Consider the following 23,198-nt stretch of genomic DNA (forward strand, 5'->3'; position numbering starts at 1 on the left):
AGAAGGAAGTGAACTGTAGGTTGGGTAGACAGAAGTAAAAACAACCTACAGTCAACAGTCAACAGTCAACAATTAACAAATTTATTCTCGCCAGGGACGTGTCATTAATTCTAATTGATTGACTTCTTCTTGGCTCAAATTCCAGCCTAACGCGCCTGCATTTTCTTGGGCTTGTTTGGCGGTTTTGGCGCCGGGAATGGGGATGACTCCGTTTTGGCATATCAACCAGTTTAGGGCAACTTGGGCGGGAGTTCGATCGCGCTTTCGGCCCATTTTCCGCAGGGTAGACATGACTAATTCAATTTTTTCGATGCCGCTTTTGCTGAAGCGGGAGTCCATTTTGCGGGCTCCTGTAGGTGGTTCTTGGGCTGTGTATTTGCCGGTGAGCAATCCTTGGGCTAAGGGGCTGTATGCTAAAATTGTGACTCCCAATTCGCGGGCTGCACCCACAATTCCTTGTTTTTCTACTTGCCGCGACAGCAAGGAGTAACGGACTTGATTTGTTGCTAGGGGAACGCCTCTGGCTGCTAGGATTTTATGGGCTTGGCGCATCTGTTCTACTGAATAGTTGCTGACTCCTACTGCTTGAATTCTGCCTTGTTTTACTTCATCGGCTAAGGCGTTCATCAGGGTTTCTTGACTGAGTAAAAAAGTGAATGGCCAGTGCACTTGGTAGAGGGCTATTTGTTCTACTTGCAAGCGTTTTAAGCTGGCACTCAAAGCGTCGGAAACTGATTTTCCTGTAATCCGCCAAGGTACGGGGCCGAATTTGGTGGCTATTTGCACGGGTTGGCTGGTTTTTTTGAGAAACTGCCCCAGTAATTCTTCTGACAAGCCGTTACCGTAGACTTCGGCTGTGTCAAAAAAGTTGACTCCGTTGTCAAGGGATGTTTTGAATGCTGCTTCGACTTCGGCGGCGCCGTAGTTGCTGCCGTAGTTCCAAAATAGTTTGTCGCCCCAAGCCCAAGTTCCGACGCACAGGGGAATGACGGCGGGGCCGTTTTGTCCTAGGGTAATGGTTGTCACGGTTGGTAAATCCACAGTTATTGATTCTCTTTATTTTTATATGAATTTATACGAATAATCCCGATCGAGCTTCTAGCCGGGGGAGGAATGGCGGCTGGTGGCGATATCTCAGTTACTATAAGTGCAAATGATGTGTTTATTTGAGTAGTTATGTCGATCGACCGTTTACCAGATTCAAGATTAACAGATTCCGCGACTCCTGCCCAAAAGAGAGTTACCCTGCTGACTATGTTCCGGTTGGGTTTGTTTCAGATGGGATTGGGCATGATGTCGATTTTGACCCTGGGGGTACTCAATCGCGTCATGATTAAGGAGTTGGCGATTCCGGCTACTGTGGTGGCGGGTACGCTGGCTATGCACCAGTTTGTCGCCCCGGCTAGGGTGTGGTTCGGGCAAATGTCTGATGCTAAGCCTTTGTTTGGCCATCACCGCACGGGTTATGTGTGGATGGGCGGGGTTTTGTTTGTGATTTCTGCTTTTTTGGCGGTGCAGGTGATGTGGCGCTTGGGCAGCAGTTTGGAGGCTGTGGGGTGGACTACTCCTACTTACGGTTGGGTGGGTTTGTTGGGTTTGATTTTTGCGCTTTATGGTATTGCTATTTGTTCGAGTTCGACTCCTTTTGCTGCTTTGTTGGTGGATGTTTCGGATGAGGAGGATCGATCGAAGTTAGTGGGTGTGGTGTGGTCGATGCTGATGGTTGGTATTATTATCGGGGCGATTGTTAGCAGCGGTTTGCTGAAGCAAATTGATGGGGATGTGCCGCGGGAAGTGTTGCAGGCTTCGATTAATGGTTTGTTTGTGAAGGTGCCGGCGCTGGTTTTGCTGTTGGTGGGGATTGCAACTTTTGGCGTTGAGAAAAAGTATTCGCGGTACAAGATGCGATCGTCCGCAGTGAATCGAGAAGATAAAATTACTCTGGGAAGTGCGCTGCGGATTTTGACTGCTAGCCGCCAAACCGGTTTGTTTTTTACTTTCCTGCTGATTATGACAATTTGCTTGTTTATGCAGGATGCGGTTTTGGAACCTTACGGCGGGGAAATTTTTAAGATGTCGATTTCGGAAACTACGCAGTTGAATGCTATTTATGGTACTGGTACTCTGATCGGTTTGAGTGCAACTGGTTTTTTAATTGTGCCGCGCATTGGCAAGGAAAATACGATTAGGTTGGGCTGTTTGTCGGTGGCGGCTTGTTTTGTTTTAATTATTTTATCGGGATTCACAGGTAATCCAATTGTGTTTAAGTCGGCTTTAATGTTTTTTGGTTTTGCTTCGGGTATTACTACGACGGGTGCGCTGAGTTTGATGTTGGATTTGACGGCTGCAGAAACTGCTGGGACTTTTATTGGTGCTTGGGGTTTGTCGCAGGCGATGGCGCGGGGTGTGGCGACGATTACTGGCGGTGCTATTTTGGATTTGGGCAGAAGTTTGTTTGGGGTGCCGATGTTGGCTTACGGGTTGGTTTTTGCTGTGCCGGCGGTGGGTATGATTCTGGCTGTTTGGCTGTTGGGTAGGGTGGATGTTCGGGAGTTTCAGGATAATGCTAAAAGTGCGATCGCCACTATTCTTGAAAATGAATTAGACTGATGTGTTGTCAGGAAAGCAGGTGTCAGTTGTCAGTTGGGCTGTGGCAGTTGTTAGTTCCAATAATCAATAACCAATAACCAATAACTAATAACTAATGACTAATTTTTGGGATTCTATTTTAAGTTTTGCACGGGTTACTGTCGAGAAAGTCGGACAGCAGTTGTTGCAAGATTTCGGTTCCGCGCAAGCGGATGAGAAGGATGACGGGAGTTTGGTGACGAAATCGGATAATTGGGCTGATGCGGAAATTAGAAGTGCGATCGCATCTACTTTTCCCAGTCACGGGATTTTAAGTGAGGAGGGCGAACACGTTTTCCCAGATACTGAATGGTGTTGGGTTGTCGATCCTTTGGATGCTACGACTAATTTTGCTAGGGGAATTCCGATTTGGGGTATTTCTTTGGGTTTGTTGTATCGCGGAACCCCGGTTTTTGGCTGCGTGCATTTGCCGCCAATTAATCAGTCTTTTCACGGTTTTTATGCACCTGATTTTGCGGGCGGCGTGTTTGACAATATGCCTCAAGGTGCTTTTTTAAACGGGCAGCAAATTCGGCCGACTGCTGATAAAATGAGCGGCAATCATTTTTTTAATTTGTGTTCGCGGAGTGTGGGAATCGGGCCTCATCTTCCGAGTAAAGTTCGGATGTTGGGCATGGCTAGTTACAATTTTTTGACTGTGGCTTCGGGTGTGGCTATGGGAGGGGTGGAAGCGACTCCCAAAATTTGGGATATTGCGGGGAGTTGGGTAATTGTGAAGGCTGCTGGTGCGGTTTGGTTGCCGCTGGAATCCCCGGCTATTTTTCCGCTGGAAGTGGGGAAGAATTACGGCAGGATTTCTTATCCGACTTTGGTGATGAATCGGCAGGAGTTGGTGTCGGTGTTTTTGCCGTTTGTGGAGGCTTGGAAGAAGAAAAAAATGGGGTGATACTATTTGAGATTTTCGATTTTAGATTTTCGATTAAGGAATTACTAATTCCCAAAGGGTTTGAATATAATCTACAGTTTCATTCTTTTTGCGAACTGGTATCATTGGCGATCGCACAAATCGCTCAATTATCAAATAAAACTGCAAGGCAGGCGTAACGGAGGAGTCTCCCACGCCTGCCGTGCTGTTTGGAAGAAATATACCGACCGATGACCGATGGTTCAAGTATGCCTACTGTTGTCTATTTCTGCCAATCTGCGATCGGGTGGTTTTGTTTTACGTCGATCGGGTGATGCGGTTTTGGTACAATTTGTGGTAAGTTTTCCACGAGCTATTATCTGTAGGAAATAAAATTATACCCGTTTTCAAGTAGAGGCACAAGGGTAAATAGATTTACTGCGGTGTTGGAAAAAGTAGATGAGTGCTATATTGGCTAGGTCGAAGAGTTAGCCTGGGGGAAAATACAAGAATAAACCTGGGAAGAAACTCGGAAAAGTCTGCGGTTGGCGATCGCACTAATCTCCATAGCACAATTCTCGCATCCGATTTGCTGACAGCGGCAGTCCCAATTCTACCAGCGTTCCCAAATACTCGTCAGGCGTTTTTGGCGGATTTTTGAGCCTGATTCTTTGTTTCTCGGCTGCTTTGCATACACCTTCAAACTTTAAGTTGAGAAAGCGCAGGATAAAGTCATCTGGGTGCAGCGGTTCAATGTTATATTGTTTGAGATTCTCAGTAGGAAAATCCCTGAGATTGAAAGTAACGATAAAATCCGCGCGAGAATGAATTGCTGCTGCTAGAACGTGCCGATCGCCCGGATCTGGAAGTTCCAACTCTGGTATAATTGGCTCGTAGCCAGTCACCACACAATTTTTAATGCTTGCATTCATCAGATTTTTGGTTCTGGCAAGCTGTTCTAATGTGAGATTTGGATTGTTCTGAAGCACGTTTCTCATCCACTCGCCGTGAATCTCTTCTGTCCACCTCGGCTCAAACACATCACCAACTGCTAATTCCATCAAAAAATCGCGGAGTGCGGCTGAATACAAAACATTAGCATCGCAGACAACTTTTACAATTTCCATGAGTTAGTCGTACAAACCGAGTGCTTCTGATTCTGCGACAAGTTCGTCAAGTATTTTACTTCTTTTGTCATAATCCTGCTTTTTATATTTCATTACATCTTCATAACGTATCCGGCGACAGGTACTTACCATTTTGTAAGGAATTTCGCCAGAATCTAGTAACTGCCACACATACTCGCGGGAGACATTGAGTATGGCCTCAACCTGCCAGATATCGAGTTCCTCAGTAATTGGAATCAGCTTGACAGTATTGCCGCTGCTTGTCTGTTGCAAAATCGCTAATAGCAGTGGCAATGCTGCGGCAGGTATGTCAATTGTCTTTCCCTCTTTTTCGTTTAATATCAATTTGAGGGATTCGCCAGACGGATGATTTTGCAAGTGCGATTCTAAAGCGCGGCTGCTGGTTTTGGCAACCGCTGCTTCTGCTGCTGTCGGTAAAGCAGGTGCTGAGTCGGGATCTCCGGTGAATGTCATGTTAATTTGGGGTTGAGTATAACAGGCAATCAATTATAATTGTAGCAATTTGAGAATGCGATCGCCCAAATCGAGCAAGGAGGTTAACCTGTGGCATACAGCGACTTTACAACTTTAGCGAAAGTTAGAGAATCTTTTAATTTAACCGTAGAAGAACCTTTAGATTTGTTTAGTGATATCCCAGAGGTACAGCCAAGTTCCTATTTGCAAACTACTTTAACTGAAAACCTGTCTTTAGCTACTGCAATTAATACAGAAAAGGCTCGCGCTGAATTAATTATTGCTCCAATATTATTGGAAGTCAGGCGGCAATTTAATTTTCAAGTTGGTTTTTTCTCTGGTTCAGAATTCAATGTAGATATAGAAGCGGGCTTAAACGGGTATTGCGATTATATTCTCACTGCATCGAAGGATTCCTATGAAATTCGCGCCCCCGTAATTACTCTCACAGAGGCTAAGAATGAAAGTATTAAATCCGGTTTAGGCCAGTGTATTGCAGAAATGGTAGCCGCCCAATTATTTAATCAGCGCAGCGGAGAGCAAATTGAAAGCATTTATGGGGCTGTTACTACGGGTACTGATTGGAAGTTTCTTAAATTGAGTAACAGCACAATTTTCATTGACAAGCGAGACTTTTTTGTTAATGAAATTAGTCGGATTTTGGGCATTTTAACAATGCCGTTTCAAGGCTTTTATTCTATGAATCGCACTTGATGCAGCCAGCAAAATAACAGATACTAAGATAGGGACACAACATTGCTGTGTCCCTACTGCAAAATGAATTTATTGCTTCAGGCGATTAATTTCGACAGCACATTAGACAACTTAGCACCTAGATTCTCAACAGCGTCCTGCTGTTTGGGATCTTTCATCGTACCGTCAGCATTAAATGCTTCAAAAGCTTGGGGAACTGCTTTCTGATCCGGGAGTACCAATACGTTAATATTCCCCAGGATCGATCGCAAATGAACCAATCCCCGCAAACCGCCCATTCCGCCTGGAGAAGCACTCATAATTACCGCTACTTTGCCAGTAAATGCCACCAATCCCGGTTCACCCGGTGCTGGGCGCGATACCCAATCGATCGCATTTTTCAACACAGGCGTAATTGAACTGTTATACTCAGGGGAAGCTATCAAAAAGCCGTCATGCGCTACCATTAATTCCTTCAATTTACGGGCATTTTCTGGCATTCCCTCTTTTGCTTCCAAATCTTCGTCAAATAGCGGCAGCGGCAAATCGCGCAAATCTACATAAGTAACTTCTGCACCCGCCGCAGTAGCCCCAGCCGCCGCAACTTTTACCAGCAGTTTGTTATATGATCCTTCGCGGGTACTTCCGGCAAATGCGAGAATTTTTGGTCTGTTTGTCATGGATTTTTTCCTAATTATTGCTTCCGCGTATAATTGTACTATTCCGAGTGATTCCAAACAAAGTCAGCAATGGGTCTATCTGCCGACAAAACAGGATTGTCATTGGAATTGAGTAAAACCGATCGCATTTTTACATTCCCGACACCCAAACGCCTTTCGACGCGACTGGGAATGCCGTAACCGTAAATAATGTGTCCTTTCCCCGCCAACACCACAACTTGATAGTCGGGGTTTGCTTTGACAAATTGGGCTATTTTTTCCGCCATAGTTTCATCCCACAAAACTTGAGCTTGCAAGAATCTTTCAAAAGCCGTACTATTTCCCTGTCCTGCCTTTTGGTGTTGCTGGTAAACTTCTAGCAGCAGTTGCCGATATTCCGCGTTGTCGGTGCGAATTTCCGATATTGGCGGAATGTGCTTTTTTTCCTCCGCTGTGAGGCTTTCTAAACCTTGAGTGGCAACTTTTCTCGTTACTTCGGATGGTGTATTTAAGGCGAGGACAGGTAGTTGATTTTCTTTGGCAAACCGCAAAATGGGGGCGTAAGATTCCCAGGGAAAGCGCCATCTGCGATCGTACTCTGTTTGCTCGACTAATTGCTGTTCAGTCAGTTTACCTGCTAAGTAGTTGTCGATCGCACTTTGAAAGGGACGCTGAAACATTTCCATCGCGATCGCAATTTTCCGATTTTGCCGCTGCATTTCTCGGATAATCTTCAGTTGAGCTTGGTGGTCTTCCGCACTATCGTGGGTTTCTCCCAGATACACGACTTTTGCCTTCACCAACTGTTGCAGAATCTCTTGGTTAGTGTAAGTCTGCCCAGGTTGAGGGTTCGCCGTCGTTTGGGCTGTCACTGCACTGCTGCACAGCAGAAAGATACTCAGCGACAAGGCGCACAGTTTGATGAGTTTGGTTGTTTTCATACAAATATTATGCCGTTTCTCGCAGCCGCAAGCACAGCCGAACTCTACTATTTTACCTGAGCAGCTAGAAAGCTCAATGCTTAATTTAACTTCATCATTTTCCGCCGTTACTTCTAAAAATGTAAAGTTTAGTTGCAGGTACTTGCGCTTCTAGAATAAGGTGCTAAATTAATAATATGAAGCGAACAAAAAGCTTCTCTGACAGATACCACATCTAGATAGCACAGCGAAGTTCACAATAGAATCTAAGGAGTAAAAACGCTGTTTAATCTCACATCTGTCTCATTAAAAACCAATAGCAGCACCCACCAACAAAGCTGATACTTCCTCAACTAATGAGAGGGGAGCAATGCAACTGAATCCGAGGATTATTGCAACTCCACATCGAAGTTGAAAAAAGAGGAAATCACTCGGTACATATGGCTGGGTGCTGTTGTTGTTAAAATAGATTTTTGGTTTGTGATGTTTTTTTCAGTCAAGGCAGAGCCTCTAGATATGCGTTACCGGGCAGAACCTGGTAACGAGCAGACCAGGAGAAAAACTAGAAAATTACTCGAAAATTGTCTCGTCTTCCTTTCGCCACGCGGGATCGACGATACAAATAAATATTAGCGGCTTTGTGCCACAGTTGTAAATAAACTGCTTGGCGTTTGGCGGAATGTAAACTGCATCTCCGGCTTCCACGAATTGATTTTCCTCGTCGATGTGCATTTCTCCAACGCCACTGAGAATGTAGTAAACTTCAGAAGTTGTCAGGGAGTGCAGCGCAGAAGTTTGTCCCGGTGGCAAAGTGGCGTGGGCTAAACTGTAACGCAAATCCACAGCTTGTTTGTCTGGATGCAGCAATTCTCGCAGTTGAGTACCGTCGCCAGCAATAAACTCGTCGCAGGCATTTAGCTTTTGAATTAGCATTCTTTCGACACTCCTGAAAATCTCTTTACCACAACTTAAGTTTAATTGAAAGAGCCAGAGATGTTAAGAAATATGTAAAGTGGCGGCCGGATTTTTCAACCGTAAATTCCCGAATGCCCTCGATAATCAGGACAGTCGATCGCATCTTCAGATAAAGCTATGGTAGGCTGAACGGGACACTTGAGGTGGTAATCGCCGGTGAAAAATACGCAGTTAGCACAAGGGATTTGGTGCATCCGCTGAGCTCGGCGCAGGGAGTCGGCGACAGTACGCCCGATACTCGAAAATATCAAAAAAACTAAACCCCAGGCGGAGACAAAACACAGCGGGACTAAAACAGGCTGTATTGCCTTGAGCAAAAAGTAAAGCATAGCAATCAAATTTAGCGGTATAAGCCACACATACATTACAGTAGTGGAATTGCCGATCGATCGACCAAAAAGTTTAGAATCCTTTACAGCTCGATCGAGAAACCGGGGAATTATGGCATGATAAGGAACAGTCCTTAAATAAAATTAGAGGAAATCAGTTATGACTCTGCGATTAGGCGATACAGTTCCCAACTTTACCCAAGCTTCGTCTGAAGGCGAAATCAATTTCTACGACTGGGCTGGGGATAGCTGGGTCGTGTTGTTTTCCCACCCGAAAGACTATACTCCAGTGTGCACCACAGAACTCGGTGCAGTGGCCCGTCTCAAGTCGGAATTTGAAAAGCGGGGAGTCAAAACCATTGCCCTCAGCGTCGATGATGTGGATTCTCACATGGGCTGGATTAAAGATATTGAGGAAACTCAAAACGTCACCCTCAATTATCCGATTTTAGCAGATGGCGATCGTAAAGTTTCCGACATTTACGACATGATCCATCCCAACTCGCTAAACAACTTAACAATCCGCACAGTTTTTGTTATTGACCCGGAAAAGAAATTGCGTTTGAGCATTACTTATCCCGCGAGCACTGGTCGGAATTTTAATGAAATTTTGCGAGTAATTGATTCCTTGCAACTTACCGACAAATACAGCGTCGCGACTCCGGTTGATTGGAAAGACGGCGACGATTGCGTCATCGTACCTTCGATTACCGACCCGAAAGAGTTGGCAGAGAAATTTCCTAAAGGTTATACGCCGATTAAGCCTTATTTGCGGATGACTCCTCAGCCGAATAAATAGGTTTAACATTCCTGGACGCAGAACCTAATTATGTAAGGTGCCCACGGAGCACCTTACCTCTATAATTCGCACGTAATATCAAATCCGTTGACATCGGAATTATGCATCTCTCTCTTCTCTTTCTCTGTGTTCTCTGTGCCCTCTGTGGTTTAATCATTCCGATACAACCGGAATTGATCCCACACCAGCTTATAGTTAGGAATTGAGTCCTTAATCCTGATTTTCGAGCACTCAAGTGCTAACTACAAACAAAGAAATTGTGCAATCTTGTGTAAACACTTTAGATTGGAGGAAAGGCAAAATGCTGTCATCAACAATTGTGTTGCGAATACCGCCAAAATTGCAAATGACAGAAGACGAGTTTTTCGAGTTCTGTCAAATCAATAGTGAATTACGCATTGAACGCAACAAATCGGGAGAATTGCTAATTATGCCCCCTACTGGTGGAACAACAGGAAATCGCAGCGGTAGCGTCTTTGGAGAGTTGTATATTTGGGCTCGCCAAGATGGAACAGGTATGTGTTTTGACTCCAGTACGGGATTTAAGCTTTCAATGGGTGACAGGTCTCCAGATGCCTCGTGGATTAAACTGGAACGGTGGAATACTTTGTCACCAGAACAGCAAGATAAATTCCCACCTATTTGCCCGGATTTTGTAGTAGAACTGAGGTCGGCTTCTGACAATCTCAAGCCATTGCAAGAAAAAATGCAAGAATATATGAGAGAACCAGGAGTGCAGTTAGGCTGGTTAATTGACCGCAAAAATCGCAGAGTTTATATTTACCGTCCCGGTTTGCCCGAAGAATGTTTGGAGAATCCGGCTACAGTTAGCGGCGACCCCGTTTTGCCGGGATTCGTACTTAATATGAGCAAGATTTGGTAGAACTGGTAGCAATAAATATCAACTTCTTGTAAAAATTAATAATAGGATGCAAAAATCAAAAAAATATGGATATTAAAAACGGCTTTGTAGGCACAATAGGCAACACACCACTAATTCGCTTAAACAGCTTCAGCGATGAAACTGGCTGCGAAATTCTCGGCAAAGCAGAGTTTCTCAATCCCGGCGGTTCCGTTAAAGATAGGGCTGCTTTATACATCATCAAAGATGCAGAAGAAAAAGGCTTGCTGAAACCGGGCGGCACCGTTGTTGAAGGCACTGCGGGCAATACTGGCATCGGTTTGGCCCACATTTGCAACGCTAAAGGTTACAAATGTTTGATTGTGATTCCCGATAACCAATCTCAAGAAAAAATCGATGCTTTAAGAACCTTGGGCGCGGAAGTTCGGACTGTTCCCGCTGTTCCTTACAAAGACCCGAACAATTATGTCAAATTGTCGGGAAGATTGGCGGCAGAAATGGAGAATGCTGTCTGGGCAAATCAGTTTGACAATTTAGCCAATCGCCGAGCTCATTACGAGACAACTGGCCCGGAAATTTGGGAACAAACTGATGGGAAAATTGATGCTTGGGTAGCCGCAACGGGTACAGGCGGCACTTTTGCTGGGGTAGGAATGTTTTTGAAAGAAAAAAATCCTGCTGTGAGAATTGTCTTGGCAGACCCGATGGGCAGCGGGCTTTACAGTTATTTCAAAACTGGGGAAATTAAGACTGAAGGTAGTTCGATTACTGAGGGAATTGGCACCAGTCGCGTCACTGGAAATATGGAGAATGCCCCGGTAGACGACGCCATCCAAATTCACGATACTGAAGCTGTCCGGGTGATTTACCAACTGCTGAGGAAAGAAGGGCTGTTTATGGGCGGTTCTGTGGGGATTAATGTGGGGGCGGCGGTGGCTTTGGCGAAGCAAATGGGGCCTGGACATACGATTGTGACGGTACTCTGTGATGGCGGGGCTCGGTATCAGTCGCGTTTGTTCGATCGACAATGGTTGGCTTCCAAAGGTTTGTCACCAGATTAATTATAGGGTGCGTTGAAGTCTTAAGCTGTCCCGCATCTAAATTGTATTTTTCGGGCGGGCGGGACGCTAGGGCCCCTACTCCCCACGATAATTTGAGGAATTCAAAGCGATTGAATGCAATTCAAGTTTAATGAGTTGTGGGATGGGCTTCTAGCCCGTCCAAAGTTTTTAACGACTTTCCTACAATTTGGGCATATATGGCCACACATATTCCCATGATAAAAAAATAGCATATATTGAGCAGATTGTCAAGTGAAAAAACATGAAAATTATCCAATCTTCTAGGCAAGTTCTCGTTTGCCAAAACCGCACTTGTCGCAAGCAAAATTCAGCAAAGGTACTGGCAGCTTTTCAGAAATTGTCGCCCTCAGAAGTTGAAGTTGTTGCTAGCGGTTGTTTGGGACAGTGTGGCAACGGGCCGATGGTGTTGGTACTACCAGAAGAGGTTTGGTACAATGGGGTTTGCCCTGAAGAAGTTGCGGCAATAACTGAGCAACATTTGCGGGGAGGAAAGCCGGTAGAGAGGATGCTTTATCGCAAGTTTCACCGACTTTCTCATTAGTCGATCGCCCGCCTTTAAAATTCTTCCGCAAACAATCGGCGGAGAATTTCCGTGACTTCGGCGCAAAATCTGGCGTCGAGTTCGATGGCTAGGCGATCGACACTGGAACCGCCTACAGGTTTTTCAGCCCGCAAAGTCATGGCTAAAGTTCTGAGTTTTGCGGGATTTCCCGCCGCCTTCGGTCGCTCGTCAACAAACCGCACTAAAGCCACATAAACTGTTTCTAGGGTTCCCCGGATCGAGCTGAGTCCGTAACCCAATTTTGAGATAATTACTGGAGAAGTAATAAGGGTATCCATCCCCAAAGTTTTAATTGCTACGTCCACATATCGAGCGCTATCATGTCCCATTGCTCTGACAATGCTTTCTAAACTGTTCCACTGAGATCCTTTCATGCGCGATCGCTGTTCGATGTGGAAGTGCCATCCTAACATGGAAATTAGCCTGGTCAAATCATAAGCAGATACGGTATTACTTTGTTTGGTACTGTTTAATGCCGCACTTAGCAGCACTTGTTTTTTGGTGAGATCGAAGATTTTGGGGTTGTTGTGATAAGGATTTTCGCCGTAATCGCCGCGAAAAATTAGGTCATTATTGCCAGTAGCGCTCTTGAGCCATTGCTCTAATCCTATGCGAGTATCGAAGCGTTTGAACATCGCAGCTAAGGAGTTTGAACTTGCTATATTTGAGGCATAGCTAATCATATCTTTTGCTAAATCGTAAAAGTAAAAATCGTGTCTTAGCCCGTTGCCATCTCTAACAACGCAGTTGTCAATGTCGCAGTCTGGATATTTGGTATTTACTTGACTAACGATATTAAGGAGTGCGATAATTTTAGTAGCACTCCACTGTTCAGCTTTGGTAAGTGCGTTTTTTCCCAGCCACTGCGCCTGAATTTTGCCATCTACAAAAGTACCAATGCAAACGCAGGCTTCTTTGATGTCTGCGTGGAGGAAACTTAAAGCTTGAGAGTTAATTTGAGGTAGTTCTCCCAGGCTGGGAAACGGAGTAGGTTTGAGGGGATTATTGGGGCCTGGAATAGAGCTAATTACTTTTAAGCCGTCGGGTTTCTGTTTGAGATAATCGGGATAGTTTTTAATGTGTTGTTGGTAAGGGGATTTTTCAACGCCCCTGTCTAAAAAAGCTAGTTTGTTGATGTTAGCTTGGGCATCTATTTCCATTTGGAGGTAGTTTTTGTAGATGCGCGCTCGGTCTTTTGCGAGTTCGAGGGAGGTGAGGTTCATGATAATTGTTGGCAGCTTGTTACGAATAAGTAAATAACTATACTAGGATTTAGGCAAACAAACCGGGTTGCTATATAAAATTTTGGGTTAGGAAACGAAAATTAATGAAGAAACCGGGCATCAGACAGTAACTGCGTCCAGGAGTATATACCTAATTTCTGGCCCTGCAATCAAGCTTTTTTGCCGCGTACTTGAATGCGTTTGTCGGTTTTTTGTTTCTTAATCCAAGAGACAAATTTCTGGAGTTCAGGGTCATTTTTGAGCTTTTCCAGGGTGTTGAGCTCTTGGGCGAGGTGTTTGTTGTCAAATAGAGAGTGAATCTGGCGGTGACAGGCTGAGCAAATGTCGATTGTCGGGCTGGGATCTTCGTTTTTCCGCTTGGTGTTTTGTTTGGGGATGAGGTGATGGGCGGTTAATGCTTCCATTTGTCGATCGCACAATTCGCACTGCATAATTTTCTCAATGCTGCTGGATAGGAGAATTGCTACTTTTAGTTTAGCGCGATCGGCTTTGAGGAGGTGAATGATATCATGTGCGATCGATTAACCATAATATCCCGGTCGGGGCGGGTTTTTGAGATTGTCAATTATTGGCAGGTATTGTTGGCGAACCCGCCCCTACGAAAATCGCGGTCGCTCGACCGGACTTGATATGAAAGGCGATCGCACTCTCCAAACAATAAAAAACCCCCAATTGGGGGTCATACAAATCTCTTGTGGCAGAGGCCCAAAAGCCTCTGGGCTCACAAAATATACAGCAGCAAAAACAAAACAATCCAAATCACATCGACAAAGTGCCAGTAAATTTCAGTCGCTTCGATGCCGAAGTGGTGCTCGCTAGAATAGTGACCTTGGGTGCGCGATCGCCAAACTACCCCCGCCATCAGCAGCACTCCAAACGTAACGTGCAAGCCGTGAAAAGCAGTCAAAACGTAAAAGCAACTGGCATACAAATTAGTCGTCAAGCCAAACTCTAAATGAGTGTATTCGTAAACCTGACCTGCCAAGAAAACTGCGCCCATAGCAATAGTTACGAGCAACCAATTCCGCATTCCAGTGGCATCATTCTTTTTAATTGCAGTATCAGCATTGTGAATCACAAAACTGCTAGCAATCAAAATCACCGTATTAATTCCCGGCAGCAATAACTCTCGTCCAGGCGTACCTTCAGGAGGCCACACGGGAGCCATCGCCCGATAAATCAAATACGCGGCAAACATACCGAAAAATATCATGCCTTCAGCGCACAGGAACACAATTACGCCTAACATTCTGTGGTCGGGATGCTCGACGCCGTGTGCTTCTACTTCGCCCTCGTGGTGGTAATTTAGGGCTGTTTTTGTCGGATCGATCGCTGGAATTTGCATAAGAAATTGGTAATGAAGAAGTCAGTTGTCAGTTGTCCGTGGGCATTAGTCATCAGTCAACAGTCAACAGTCAACAATGCCCAATGACTGATGACTGATGAATGATGACTGATGACTAATAACTATTCGCCATCTTGACTTTCATCAGCAGGAGAATCAACATCTCTCTCTGATTCAGGAGCGACCAAAGTGGCAGTACCGCCAAAGAAAGTTGAAGCTTGAGCCTCCGCAATAGGAATACCTGTTTTCTGGGCATTGCGGGTAGCATTTTCCCTCAGCTTGAGCCTGAGACGTTCCCCTGTATGCTGAATTTTTTCCATGCCGTAATCGTAAGGGCCCGTTGCCAATACCGGCACTCCTTCAAAATTTTCGATCGGGGGTGGCGAAGTCGTCATCCATTCCAAACTCAAAGCTTGCCAAGGATTGTCACCTGCTTTCGGGCCGTACATCCAGCTCCAAATCACATTAATGATAAACGGGATTGTAGACACTGCCAGCATATAAGCACCGACAGTACAAATGACATTAATTGTGGTAAATTTCGGGTCGTACATTGCCACCCGCCGGGGCATTCCTTGCATCCCCAAAGCGTGCATCGGCAGGAAAGTTACAGTAAAGCCCACATAGGTTAAAACAAAGTGAACTCTACCCCAAAATTCATTAATCATCCGCCCCGTCATTTTGGGGAACCAGTGGTAAAAAGCAGCGTAAATTCCAAACACTGAGCCGCCAAACAGCACGTAGTGTAGGTGAGCGACGACAAAATAAGTGTCGTGAACGTGAATGTCAAAAGGTACGGAAGCTACCATGATCCCGGTGATGCCGCCGAGGACAAATGTTGAGATAAAACCCATCCCAAATAGCATCGCGCTGACAAGCCGGAGTTTGCCTCCCCAAATAGTTGCCAACCAGCTAAATATTTTAATCCCAGTTGGTACGGCGATGATCATAGTGGTGATCATAAAAAACATCCGCAGCCAGCCGGGGGTGCCGCTGGTAAACATATGGTGCGCCCACACGATCAACCCTAAAAAGCTGATTGCGAGACTCGAATAGGCGATCGCCAAATAACCAAAAATTGGCTTGCGCGAATGCACCGGCAAAACTTCTGAAATCACCCCGAAAAAGGGCATAATCATAATGTAAACTGCCGGGTGCGAATAAAACCAGAATAAATGCTGGTAGACGATGGGATCGCCGTTGCCGGTCGGGTTAAAAAATGCCGTCCCTGCTAACAAGTCAAACGACAGCAAAATCAAAGCTGCTGCTAAGACTGGAGTAGCAATCAAAGTCAGCGCTGAAGTCGCAATCATCGCCCAGCAAAACAAAGGCATATCATTGAGACCCATGCTCGGAACGCGCATGGTAAAGATGGTAACGGCAAAATTCACCGCCCCCAAAATCGAAGAAGTTCCCAGAATCAAAACGCTGAGAATCCAAATTTCTTCCCCCGCTTGAGCAGTAACTAAGCTCAAAGGCGGATAGGAAGTCCAACCCGCCTGTGGAGCTCCTACCAAAAAACTGCTCAACAGCAAAATGCCACCTACGGGAATCATCCAAAAGGCAACGGCATTTAGCCGGGGAAATGCCATGTCTTTGGCCCCAATCATTAAGGGGATCAAAAAGTTAGCAAATCCGGCTCCGGCGGGTACGATCCACAGGAAGATCATCACCGTCGCGTGAACAGTAAATAAACTGTTATAGAGTTCGGGGGTGACAAAATCGGCGTCGGGGGTGGCGAGTTCTGTTCGCACCAAAGTTGCCATCACGCCGCCGATTAGATAGAAAATAAATGTTGTGACTAGGTATTGAATACCGATGACTTTGTGGTCGGTATTAAAAGTGAAGTAGTCGCGCCAATGTCTATCGGCGGGCGCTGTTCCGCGAGCCTCAGTGTTTGCACTTTCTTGGAACTGTGCTTGTGTCATAGTTATTAGTCATTAGTTATTAGTCATTAGTTATTAGCTCTGGGTCAAACACCCAGTGCCAGGAACTAATGACTATTTTTAGTGATGAGTTGGGTGAAGTTGTTCTAGGGTTTCGGAATTAATTTTTATTTCCCTGACGTAGGGAGCCAAAAATTCACCGTCTGACAATTCCCCTGGATTGACTGCAACTGCTTGCTCTAAGTTTTGACTGCTAGCAACTTGCTGTTCTTGCAGCCAACTGTCGAATTCTTCGGGCGTGTGAACGACTGCTACAGCTTTCATCGCTCCGTGATAAGCGCCGCACAATTCAGCACAAACCACCCGGTATTCGCCGGTTTTAGTTGGTGTAAATCTCAGTTCGCTCGGCCGCCCAGGAATTGCATCTTGTTTGAGGCGAAATTCTGGCAGCCAAAATGCGTGCAGCACGTCTTGAGCTGCGATATTTAGCTGTACGTCGCGGTTGGCTGGCATATGCAGTTCGCCGGAACTAACGCCGCTTTCTGGATAGCTAAAAATCCAGGCGTACTGCAAACCAGTGACATTTACAACTAAATCTGCTGGTTTGTCTTCATTTTCTGGGGAAGCGCCTACGCCTAAAGCAACAAGTTTTCTAGACGGAATTTGAGGGGCGTTTTGGGGTGTATCTGAGAGTGTGGCTGCGATCGCACTTCCCCGCATTTTAGAGTGCGCTTGCATGGTGCCGTGGTCATGATTGCCCATCGGATCGAGGCCTCCCATTGAGTTGTAAATCTCAAAACTGTAGACTCCGATTCCTAAAATAATCACCGCTGGCACGGCTGTCCAAAGAATTTCTAAGGGAAAGTTGTCATGCCAAGGCGGCCCGTCTGTGTTGTCTCCTTGACGGCGGCGATATTTAATTGCAGCAACGATGAGAATTCCCTGGACCATGATAAATAGTCCAGTGGAAATGGTCATCATTGTATTGAATAGTCCGTCTATCTGGGATGCTTCGTCAGAGGCGGCGAGCGGCATCAAACCGTGATTCTGCCCGTACCAGAGACTGATCAGAGTCACTCCGATGCCGGCGAGCATGGTGAGGATGGAACTTGGAATGTTCACGCTGGTACTTCTTAATAGCGACACTTCTTCGCTTGAAAAATGAAGGAAGCGCCTCTGGGTTATCAATTTTTAATTGTAAATGGTATTTTTAGTAAAATGTCTCTCTTAAGGGTTACTTAAGGCTTAGAATTTTTGACCGATCGCCTGCGCGCCTCAAAAATACGTCTTTTGTACCTTGACAAAACTCAGTAAAAATGGTATAGAATCGCTCTATTTGGCTGCTAAATTTGAGATTTTTTCTCAAACACCATCAAATGCTGCTGGGGTAACATATCTTTTGTCTCTTTCCATACTAAACCGACGGCGGCCATTTCTTTTTTCACCTGCTTCTGCGTCATTTTGTGCAAACCTTTAATGGGAATCAGCGGGTTTTCGCCCCGATACTCGATCGATACTGTGCGGCCTCCCGGTTTGAGTGCTTTCACAATTCCTTGCATCATTTCTCTGGGATATGCAAATTCGTGATAAGCATCGACCATCAAAACTAAATCTACGCTGTTTTCTGGCAAATTCGGATTGTCGATACTGCCCAAAACTGGCTCAACGTTAGCGATATTTTTTTCTTGTTTATTCAATTCCAGAAAATTAATCATTTCCGGCTGCACGTCAACTGCTAAAACCTTTCCTTCTGGAACTAAGGGAGCGATGCGAAAGCTAAAATATCCCGTTCCGGCTCCAATGTCTGCTACAATATCGGTTGGTTTTAAATCGAGATTGTTGACTAATCGAGCTGATTTTTCTTCCATGCCGCGAGACGGTCTTTCTAGCCAACTAGCGCCTTGATATCCCATGACTTGGGCAATTTCTCGACCCATGTAAAATTTGCCGATTCCGTCGGGATTGTGGACGGTTCGCTGCTGATAAATGGAGTCGCTGTTGGCGGTTTTACTTGCTGCTGCACAGGCGTTGAGCGGCAACAGGCACATTATTGCTAAGATAATTGCTGCTAGCGGTTTAATGAATTGTCGGTTTTTCACGATCGTCCTAATTGTATGTTTAATTTTTTCATTACCAGGCTCTGCGCGGTCATGCAGAACTGGAGGAAGAGCCGAGCGAATATCGAGAATAATTTAAGATTTAGCTGACAGCAGATTCTAACAATTTAATTGTACCAGAGTCAGCGTCGATTTCGACTTCTTGGCCGATCGGCAAAGTGAACTGCTCCCGGATGTGTCCCACCATAGAACCATACCACGCGGGAATCTTCAAAGGCCGAATGTGGTCGGACAAGACTTGAGGCAAGGTTAGGGACTCTTGGGGTTTTTCAGCTTCGCACTTGGTACACTGTCCGAAAATAAAACCTGATATTTTATCAAGAATGCCCGCTAATTTAAGCTGCGTCAACATTCTATCGATGCGATAAACTTCTTCGCCAACTTCTTCAACAAACAAAATACTGTTTTCCCAGGTAGGTAAATATGCAGAACCCACCATTGCTGCTATTACTGATAAATTTCCACCGATTAGTTTTCCCCTAGCTGTTCCGCGCCCGATTGTTTGAACTTGCACGCTTGGGGAGTTTTGCATGGTTATAGAGCCGCCCTCAAACAAAACTTTTTTGACGTAATTTACTGTCAATGGGCTCCAAGTTGACACACCTAAAGGGCCGTGAAAAGTAATTATATTAGTTTTAGCATAAATCGCCAATAACAGCGCCGTAATATCACTAAATCCCATAATAATTTTGGGATTGTTGCGGATAATATTGTAATCTAGGAGCGGCAATATCCGACCGCAGCCCCAGCCGCCCATTCCGGTAAAAATAGCTCGCACTGAGTCGTCGGCAAAGGCTGCGTTGACATCGGCGGCGCGATCGGCATCCTTGCCGGCTAAATAGCCGTAGCGATCGTAAAAATGCTCTCCCAATTTAACTTTTAAACCCAGGTTATCCAGAACTTTAAAAAATGGCTGCACTTCTTTTTCGTAGTTGAAAGCGGCAGGATTGATTAAGGCTACAGTATCGCCGACTTGCAGGCGGCGCGGCTCGATCGCACTTTTGGGAGATAGGTTGTTTTGGGCGAGTGGCAAAAGCTGAGTACCAATAGCAGTCAGCCCAAAAGTTCTGATCAGAGCACGGCGGCGGAGAGTCATAGGTGTTATACCCTTGTTCGATTAAGTGAGGTACAGGTTGAGATTTTAGATTTTAGATTTTAGATTTTAGATTGGGGGATTGAGCAATTGTTAATTCATTGATGAATGGCTCACGCGAGAACTGTTATAGATGGTTTTTGCTATAATTGTATAGCAAAATATCTGTCAGATCAGTTTAAAATTGCGAGTTTCCAATGAAAACAGACACTAAAATCTCAGCTAAAAAATCTTGGGCTCAAGCTTTAGCCCGTCCTGCTGCGGAGTTTCCGCTGACTCAGCTATCGGTTAAAACTGGTAAAATTCCCGACGGATTGCGCGGCACTCTCTACCGCAACGGGCCCGGACGTTTGGAACGTGGCGGTGTTGCTGCGGGACACTGGTTTGATGGCGACGGTGCAATTTTGGCAGTACATTTTACCGATGTCGGTGCTACGGCTGTTTATCGCTACGTGAAAACAGCGGGATATCTAGCTGAAGAAAAAGCTGATAAATTTCTCTACAGTAATTATGGCATGACAGCACCGGGCCCTGTGTGGTTGCGGTGGACTAAAACTGTTAAAAATGCTGCCAATACTTCTGTTTTAGCTTTGCCCGATCGCCTTTTGGCATTGTGGGAAGGTGGCCCGCCTCACCGCCTCGATTTGCAAACCCTGGAAACTCAGGGAACGGACGATTTAGGCAGTTTAGATAGTAAATTTGTTTATTCTGCTCACTGCAAGCGCGACCCGATTACTGGCAATATTTTCAACTTTGGAGTTACCAACGGTGCGACTACAAAGTTGAATCTGTATAAAAGCGATTTTACTGGCCAAGTCGTGCAACAATCAACAGTTGCTTTAGATGGAATTTACGCGCTCCACGATTTTGTTTTGGCGGGTAAATATCTGATATTTTTTATCCCGCCGGTGCAAGTCAATTTTTTGCCATTGTTAACGGGAATTAGCAGTTATAGCGAGTCCTTTCAGTGGAAACCGGAGTTAGGTACTCAGATATTAATTTTTGACTCAGAAACTCTCTCTTTAGTTAGTCGCGGCGAAACTGAACCTTGGTTTCAGTGGCATTTTGCTAACGGTTTTGTCAAGGAAGATGGTTCCGTGGCTGTAGATTTTGTGCGCTTCGCTGACTTTCAAACTAATCAGCGACTGAAAGAAGTACCGACTGGTGAAACTAGCACGGATGCGGAGGGTACTCTTTGCCGAGTGCATCTCAATCCTCTGACGGCGAAAGTGACAGGAATAGAAGAATTGTTGGATAAACCTTGTGAGTTTCCGATCGTACCTGCTGCCGAAATAGGGCAAGACTCACGATATATTTATCTGGCAATGTATCGCCCTGACGTTGATATTGTACCGGAACGTTTCGGTGCGATCGCCCGTTTCGACACGCAAAGCCGCAATCTCACAATTGCCGACTGTGGCGAAAATCGCTATCCCGCAGAGCCCATCTACGTTCCAGATATTTCCTCGGAGAAAGGTTGGATAGTAACAGTTGTTTACGACGGCAATTCTGACAGCAGCGAAGTCTGGATATTTGACAGCGAAGGGCTTGATCGCGAACCTGTTTGCAAGCTAGAACTGCCCGGTGTCATACCTTTGGGCTTTCACGGCACTTGGAAATCGGCAGTCTGAGAAAATTGTAAAGAAGTGTTGCGGAAGATTTATTAAAAATTGTTGCCGCTTCTCTGTCAAGTTGTTAAGGTGTGTGTAGATAGGAAATTCTCATATCTAGGAGGTGTGGAATTGATAATCTGCATTGCTCAATTATCCTGTGCCAATTCGCACGAATCCCCGGCGATTGTAAGTCGCCGCTGCACAGGATTTCGTCTGCCTCTGCGGACTAAAAAAAGAGGGGTAATTAAGCCCTGGCGAATAACTAATCCCGGCGAATATTCCCGGCGAATGAATTCGCGGCTACACAGGCAAAGTCCGCCTCTGCAGACTGAAGGAAACCAATACCTGGCGAATAAATTCGCGGCTACACAGGCGAAGTCCGCCTCTGCAGACTGAAGAAAAAGCGGTAATAAAGCCCGCTTTGACATGATTATCGACTAGGTTTGCCCATCTCAGCTTTGTCTGCTGGCATGAGGTTAAAAGACCAGATAATTAACTGATTTCTGGCAAACCAAAAGTTTAGTTCAGCTCACGCGCACGTTAGCGATTCAAAAGTTTTTAGTTTTGAGTTAACCCCACAAGTAAATGAGGTCTATCGAAACAAGATAGCCTTTTCAATAATTATGAATTATGAGTTGTTACCGCCAAAACATTCAACTCATAACTAATAATTCACAACTCACAACTCATAACTCCGTGCCGCGGTGAGCATCTACCAAAAGGTTTAATCTATGCAACTTCAAGGAAAAACAGCTCTTGTTACAGGGGCTTCGCGCGGAATTGGGCGATCGATCGCCCTGGAATTAGCGAGACAAGGAGTCAAACGTTTGTTGATTGTGGCGCGCAACCGCCGGCAATTAATTGAACTGGCAGAGGAAATCGATGTTTTGGGCACAGAAGTAGTGCCGTTAGCTTTGGATTTAACTCAGTCAGTAGCGGTGAATATTGCGATCGCCCAAGCTTGGCGAGATAGCGGCCCCATTCACCTGCTAGTCAACTGTGCAGGCGTCGCCCACCAAGCATCATTCTTGCGTTCGCCACTCCCGTTAATCGAGGAAGAAATCGCCTTAAATTTGCTCGGAACCTACACAATTACCCGCTTGATAGCTCGGCGAATGGCGACTCAAAAAGAGGGAACAATCGTCAATGTTTCCAGCTTAATGGGCAAAATTGCCGCTCCCACAATGGCAACTTATTCTGCTACCAAATTTGCCATTTTGGGATTCACCCAAGCTTTGCGTAGCGAGTTAACTCAGTACAATGTTCGAGTCACAGCTTTGCTGCCATCCCTAACAGATACCGACATGGTGCGAGACTTGGAACAATTTCGCTGGGTAGTGCCCACAACTCCCGAAAAAGTTGCCCTAGCACTTGTCGCGGGATTGCACAAAGATGCGCCAGAAATCTTGGTAGGATGGCAAAGTCATCTAGCAGTTTGGTGTCACCGAATTGCGCCTTGGTTGCTGGATTTTGTGTTGCGGATGGCGACTCCCGAACTTCGGAATAAATCGCGGGGCCGCAAATTGCGGGAGGCTTTAGCTAGCGGGCGATAAACCCTTTTCTGGGCGGGCAAGATGCCCAACACACAAGAAAACTCATTCTTTGTGGAATGGGCATCTTGCCCGTTCCGGGCTCTTCGGCCCATTGGTGTCAACTTAAGCTGTCAGCCCGCCCAGCCGGTAGTCCGCCCGCCCACCCGGTAGTCCGCCAGGGATTGAAATCCCTGTCTCATAGCGAAAGTCCTCGCTATGAGGACTGGGAAAAAGAATTTTTGACGTTGCTGATTCACGCCGCCCACCCAATAGTCCGCTAATCCGCCAGGGATTTAAATCCCTGTCTCATAGCGAAAGTCCTCTGAAAGAGGACTGGGAAAAAGAATTTTTGACGTTGCTGATTCACGCCGCCCACCCGTTAGTCCGCCAATC

23 protein-coding genes are annotated in these 23,198 nt (G+C 45.7%); 9 read left to right on the top strand and 14 right to left on the bottom strand.

Annotated features, from left to right (window positions below; translation table 11 throughout):
• Window positions 1–81: 81 nt before the first annotated feature.
• The gene (locus QT973_RS06355; RefSeq protein WP_333391022.1) at window positions 82–1,026 is read right to left on the bottom strand and encodes an aldo/keto reductase; all 945 of its coding nucleotides are present in this window, start codon (window positions 1,024–1,026) and stop codon (window positions 82–84) included.
• 150 nt (window positions 1,027–1,176) lie between these two features.
• On the opposite strand from QT973_RS06355, the gene QT973_RS06360 reads away from it, so the two are divergent.
• Both QT973_RS06360 and QT973_RS06365 read left to right on the top strand, forming a co-directional pair.
• Window positions 1,177–2,610 carry a BCD family MFS transporter gene (locus QT973_RS06360; protein WP_333208078.1) on the top strand — a complete coding sequence of 478 codons (1,434 nt, stop codon included), beginning with the start codon at window positions 1,177–1,179 and terminating at the stop codon, window positions 2,608–2,610.
• A 94-nt stretch (window positions 2,611–2,704) separates the two neighbouring features.
• Window positions 2,705–3,535: an inositol monophosphatase family protein gene (locus tag QT973_RS06365; protein ID WP_333055514.1), complete on the top strand. Its 831-nt coding sequence runs from the start codon at window positions 2,705–2,707 to the stop codon at window positions 3,533–3,535.
• Between the two features lie 515 nt (window positions 3,536–4,050).
• Here QT973_RS06365 and QT973_RS06370 read toward each other — a convergent pair.
• A complete protein-coding gene (locus QT973_RS06370; protein WP_333055516.1) occupies window positions 4,051–4,620 on the bottom strand; it encodes a PIN domain-containing protein in 570 nt (189 codons plus the stop codon).
• Window positions 4,621–4,623: 3 nt separating this feature from the next.
• The gene (locus QT973_RS06375) at window positions 4,624–5,094 is read right to left on the bottom strand and encodes an excisionase family DNA-binding protein (protein ID WP_333055517.1); all 471 of its coding nucleotides are present in this window, start codon (window positions 5,092–5,094) and stop codon (window positions 4,624–4,626) included.
• Between the two features lie 90 nt (window positions 5,095–5,184).
• Here QT973_RS06375 and QT973_RS06380 point away from each other — a divergent pair, with 90 nt between their 5' ends.
• Entirely contained in the window at window positions 5,185–5,808 is a 624-nt protein-coding gene (locus QT973_RS06380) for a hypothetical protein (RefSeq protein WP_333055518.1), read from the top strand.
• A gap of 77 nt (window positions 5,809–5,885) precedes the next feature.
• On the opposite strand, the gene QT973_RS06385 is transcribed toward QT973_RS06380, so the two are convergent.
• From QT973_RS06385 to QT973_RS06400, 4 genes are all read right to left on the bottom strand, one after another.
• A complete protein-coding gene (locus tag QT973_RS06385) occupies window positions 5,886–6,467 on the bottom strand; it encodes an NAD(P)H-dependent oxidoreductase (RefSeq protein WP_333055519.1) in 582 nt (193 codons plus the stop codon).
• A gap of 38 nt (window positions 6,468–6,505) precedes the next feature.
• The gene (locus QT973_RS06390; protein WP_333055520.1) at window positions 6,506–7,387 is read right to left on the bottom strand and encodes a ChaN family lipoprotein; all 882 of its coding nucleotides are present in this window, start codon (window positions 7,385–7,387) and stop codon (window positions 6,506–6,508) included.
• A gap of 549 nt (window positions 7,388–7,936) precedes the next feature.
• Window positions 7,937–8,299, bottom strand: coding sequence for a cupin domain-containing protein (locus tag QT973_RS06395; RefSeq protein ID WP_333055521.1), 363 nt, complete (start codon window positions 8,297–8,299; stop codon window positions 7,937–7,939).
• A 95-nt stretch (window positions 8,300–8,394) separates the two neighbouring features.
• Entirely contained in the window at window positions 8,395–8,670 is a 276-nt protein-coding gene (locus QT973_RS06400) for a hypothetical protein (RefSeq protein ID WP_333055589.1), read from the bottom strand.
• Window positions 8,671–8,830: 160 nt separating this feature from the next.
• On the opposite strand from QT973_RS06400, the gene QT973_RS06405 reads away from it, so the two are divergent.
• From QT973_RS06405 to QT973_RS06420, 4 genes are all read left to right on the top strand, one after another.
• Window positions 8,831–9,469: a peroxiredoxin gene (locus tag QT973_RS06405; RefSeq protein ID WP_333055522.1), complete on the top strand. Its 639-nt coding sequence runs from the start codon at window positions 8,831–8,833 to the stop codon at window positions 9,467–9,469.
• Between the two features lie 301 nt (window positions 9,470–9,770).
• Window positions 9,771–10,352, top strand: coding sequence for a Uma2 family endonuclease (locus QT973_RS06410; RefSeq protein WP_333206102.1), 582 nt, complete (start codon window positions 9,771–9,773; stop codon window positions 10,350–10,352).
• A gap of 65 nt (window positions 10,353–10,417) precedes the next feature.
• Window positions 10,418–11,392 carry a cysteine synthase A gene (locus tag QT973_RS06415; protein ID WP_333055524.1) on the top strand — a complete coding sequence of 325 codons (975 nt, stop codon included), beginning with the start codon at window positions 10,418–10,420 and terminating at the stop codon, window positions 11,390–11,392.
• Between the two features lie 262 nt (window positions 11,393–11,654).
• Entirely contained in the window at window positions 11,655–11,954 is a 300-nt protein-coding gene (locus QT973_RS06420; protein ID WP_333208076.1) for a (2Fe-2S) ferredoxin domain-containing protein, read from the top strand.
• Between the two features lie 14 nt (window positions 11,955–11,968).
• Here QT973_RS06420 and QT973_RS06425 read toward each other — a convergent pair whose 3' ends face one another.
• The 7 genes from QT973_RS06425 to QT973_RS06455 all read right to left on the bottom strand — a co-directional run bounded on the left by QT973_RS06425 (window position 11,969) and on the right by QT973_RS06455 (window position 19,663).
• Window positions 11,969–13,198 (bottom strand): hypothetical protein, encoded by a 1,230-nt coding sequence (locus tag QT973_RS06425; protein ID WP_333208074.1) that lies wholly within the window; start codon window positions 13,196–13,198, stop codon window positions 11,969–11,971.
• A gap of 170 nt (window positions 13,199–13,368) precedes the next feature.
• Window positions 13,369–13,650 carry an HNH endonuclease gene (locus tag QT973_RS06430; protein WP_333175565.1) on the bottom strand — a complete coding sequence of 94 codons (282 nt, stop codon included), beginning with the start codon at window positions 13,648–13,650 and terminating at the stop codon, window positions 13,369–13,371.
• Between the two features lie 290 nt (window positions 13,651–13,940).
• Complete coding sequence (locus QT973_RS06435; RefSeq protein ID WP_333151381.1) at window positions 13,941–14,564, bottom strand: heme-copper oxidase subunit III; 624 nt, start codon at window positions 14,562–14,564, stop codon at window positions 13,941–13,943.
• Window positions 14,565–14,686: 122 nt separating this feature from the next.
• On the bottom strand, window positions 14,687–16,492 hold the full coding sequence (gene ctaD, locus QT973_RS06440) for a cytochrome c oxidase subunit I (RefSeq protein WP_333208072.1): 1,806 nt from the start codon (window positions 16,490–16,492) through the stop codon (window positions 14,687–14,689).
• Between the two features lie 78 nt (window positions 16,493–16,570).
• Window positions 16,571–17,572, bottom strand: coding sequence for a cytochrome c oxidase subunit II (locus tag QT973_RS06445; protein WP_333208071.1), 1,002 nt, complete (start codon window positions 17,570–17,572; stop codon window positions 16,571–16,573).
• 221 nt (window positions 17,573–17,793) lie between these two features.
• Complete coding sequence (locus tag QT973_RS06450) at window positions 17,794–18,552, bottom strand: class I SAM-dependent methyltransferase (protein ID WP_333208183.1); 759 nt, start codon at window positions 18,550–18,552, stop codon at window positions 17,794–17,796.
• Window positions 18,553–18,649: 97 nt separating this feature from the next.
• Window positions 18,650–19,663, bottom strand: a complete 1,014-nt coding sequence (locus tag QT973_RS06455; RefSeq protein ID WP_333390950.1) for an LD-carboxypeptidase — start codon at window positions 19,661–19,663, stop codon at window positions 18,650–18,652.
• A gap of 194 nt (window positions 19,664–19,857) precedes the next feature.
• Between QT973_RS06455 and QT973_RS06460 the strand changes: the two genes are divergently transcribed.
• A complete protein-coding gene (locus tag QT973_RS06460) occupies window positions 19,858–21,291 on the top strand; it encodes a carotenoid oxygenase family protein (RefSeq protein ID WP_333208067.1) in 1,434 nt (477 codons plus the stop codon).
• Between the two features lie 713 nt (window positions 21,292–22,004).
• Window positions 22,005–22,826, top strand: a complete 822-nt coding sequence (locus QT973_RS06465) for an SDR family NAD(P)-dependent oxidoreductase (protein WP_333259334.1) — start codon at window positions 22,005–22,007, stop codon at window positions 22,824–22,826.
• Window positions 22,827–23,198: the final 372 nt, after the last annotated feature.

The organism is Microcoleus sp. Z1_A1 (genome assembly GCF_036700305.1).
GTDB lineage: Bacteria > Cyanobacteriota > Cyanobacteriia > Cyanobacteriales > Microcoleaceae > Microcoleus.

Bases quoted from the DNA above. Each gene is read 5' to 3' on its own strand.
- QT973_RS06360 (WP_333208078.1), top strand. From the start codon at position 1,177: ATGTCGATCGACCGTTTACCAGATTCAAGATTAACAGATTCCGCGACT.
- QT973_RS06365 (WP_333055514.1), top strand. From the start codon at position 2,705: ATGACTAATTTTTGGGATTCTATTTTAAGTTTTGCACGGGTTACTGTC.
- QT973_RS06370 (WP_333055516.1), bottom strand. From the start codon at position 4,620: ATGGAAATTGTAAAAGTTGTCTGCGATGCTAATGTTTTGTATTCAGCC.
- QT973_RS06375 (WP_333055517.1), bottom strand. From the start codon at position 5,094: ATGACATTCACCGGAGATCCCGACTCAGCACCTGCTTTACCGACAGCA.
- QT973_RS06385 (WP_333055519.1), bottom strand. From the start codon at position 6,467: ATGACAAACAGACCAAAAATTCTCGCATTTGCCGGAAGTACCCGCGAA.
- QT973_RS06390 (WP_333055520.1), bottom strand. From the start codon at position 7,387: ATGAAAACAACCAAACTCATCAAACTGTGCGCCTTGTCGCTGAGTATC.
- QT973_RS06395 (WP_333055521.1), bottom strand. From the start codon at position 8,299: ATGCTAATTCAAAAGCTAAATGCCTGCGACGAGTTTATTGCTGGCGAC.
- QT973_RS06400 (WP_333055589.1), bottom strand. From the start codon at position 8,670: ATGCTTTACTTTTTGCTCAAGGCAATACAGCCTGTTTTAGTCCCGCTG.
- QT973_RS06405 (WP_333055522.1), top strand. From the start codon at position 8,831: ATGACTCTGCGATTAGGCGATACAGTTCCCAACTTTACCCAAGCTTCG.
- QT973_RS06410 (WP_333206102.1), top strand. From the start codon at position 9,771: ATGCTGTCATCAACAATTGTGTTGCGAATACCGCCAAAATTGCAAATG.
- QT973_RS06415 (WP_333055524.1), top strand. From the start codon at position 10,418: ATGGATATTAAAAACGGCTTTGTAGGCACAATAGGCAACACACCACTA.
- QT973_RS06420 (WP_333208076.1), top strand. From the start codon at position 11,655: ATGAAAATTATCCAATCTTCTAGGCAAGTTCTCGTTTGCCAAAACCGC.
- QT973_RS06425 (WP_333208074.1), bottom strand. From the start codon at position 13,198: ATGAACCTCACCTCCCTCGAACTCGCAAAAGACCGAGCGCGCATCTAC.
- QT973_RS06430 (WP_333175565.1), bottom strand. From the start codon at position 13,650: ATGCAGTGCGAATTGTGCGATCGACAAATGGAAGCATTAACCGCCCAT.
- QT973_RS06435 (WP_333151381.1), bottom strand. From the start codon at position 14,564: ATGCAAATTCCAGCGATCGATCCGACAAAAACAGCCCTAAATTACCAC.
- ctaD (WP_333208072.1), bottom strand. From the start codon at position 16,492: ATGACACAAGCACAGTTCCAAGAAAGTGCAAACACTGAGGCTCGCGGA.
- QT973_RS06455 (WP_333390950.1), bottom strand. From the start codon at position 19,663: ATGACTCTCCGCCGCCGTGCTCTGATCAGAACTTTTGGGCTGACTGCT.
- QT973_RS06460 (WP_333208067.1), top strand. From the start codon at position 19,858: ATGAAAACAGACACTAAAATCTCAGCTAAAAAATCTTGGGCTCAAGCT.
- QT973_RS06465 (WP_333259334.1), top strand. From the start codon at position 22,005: ATGCAACTTCAAGGAAAAACAGCTCTTGTTACAGGGGCTTCGCGCGGA.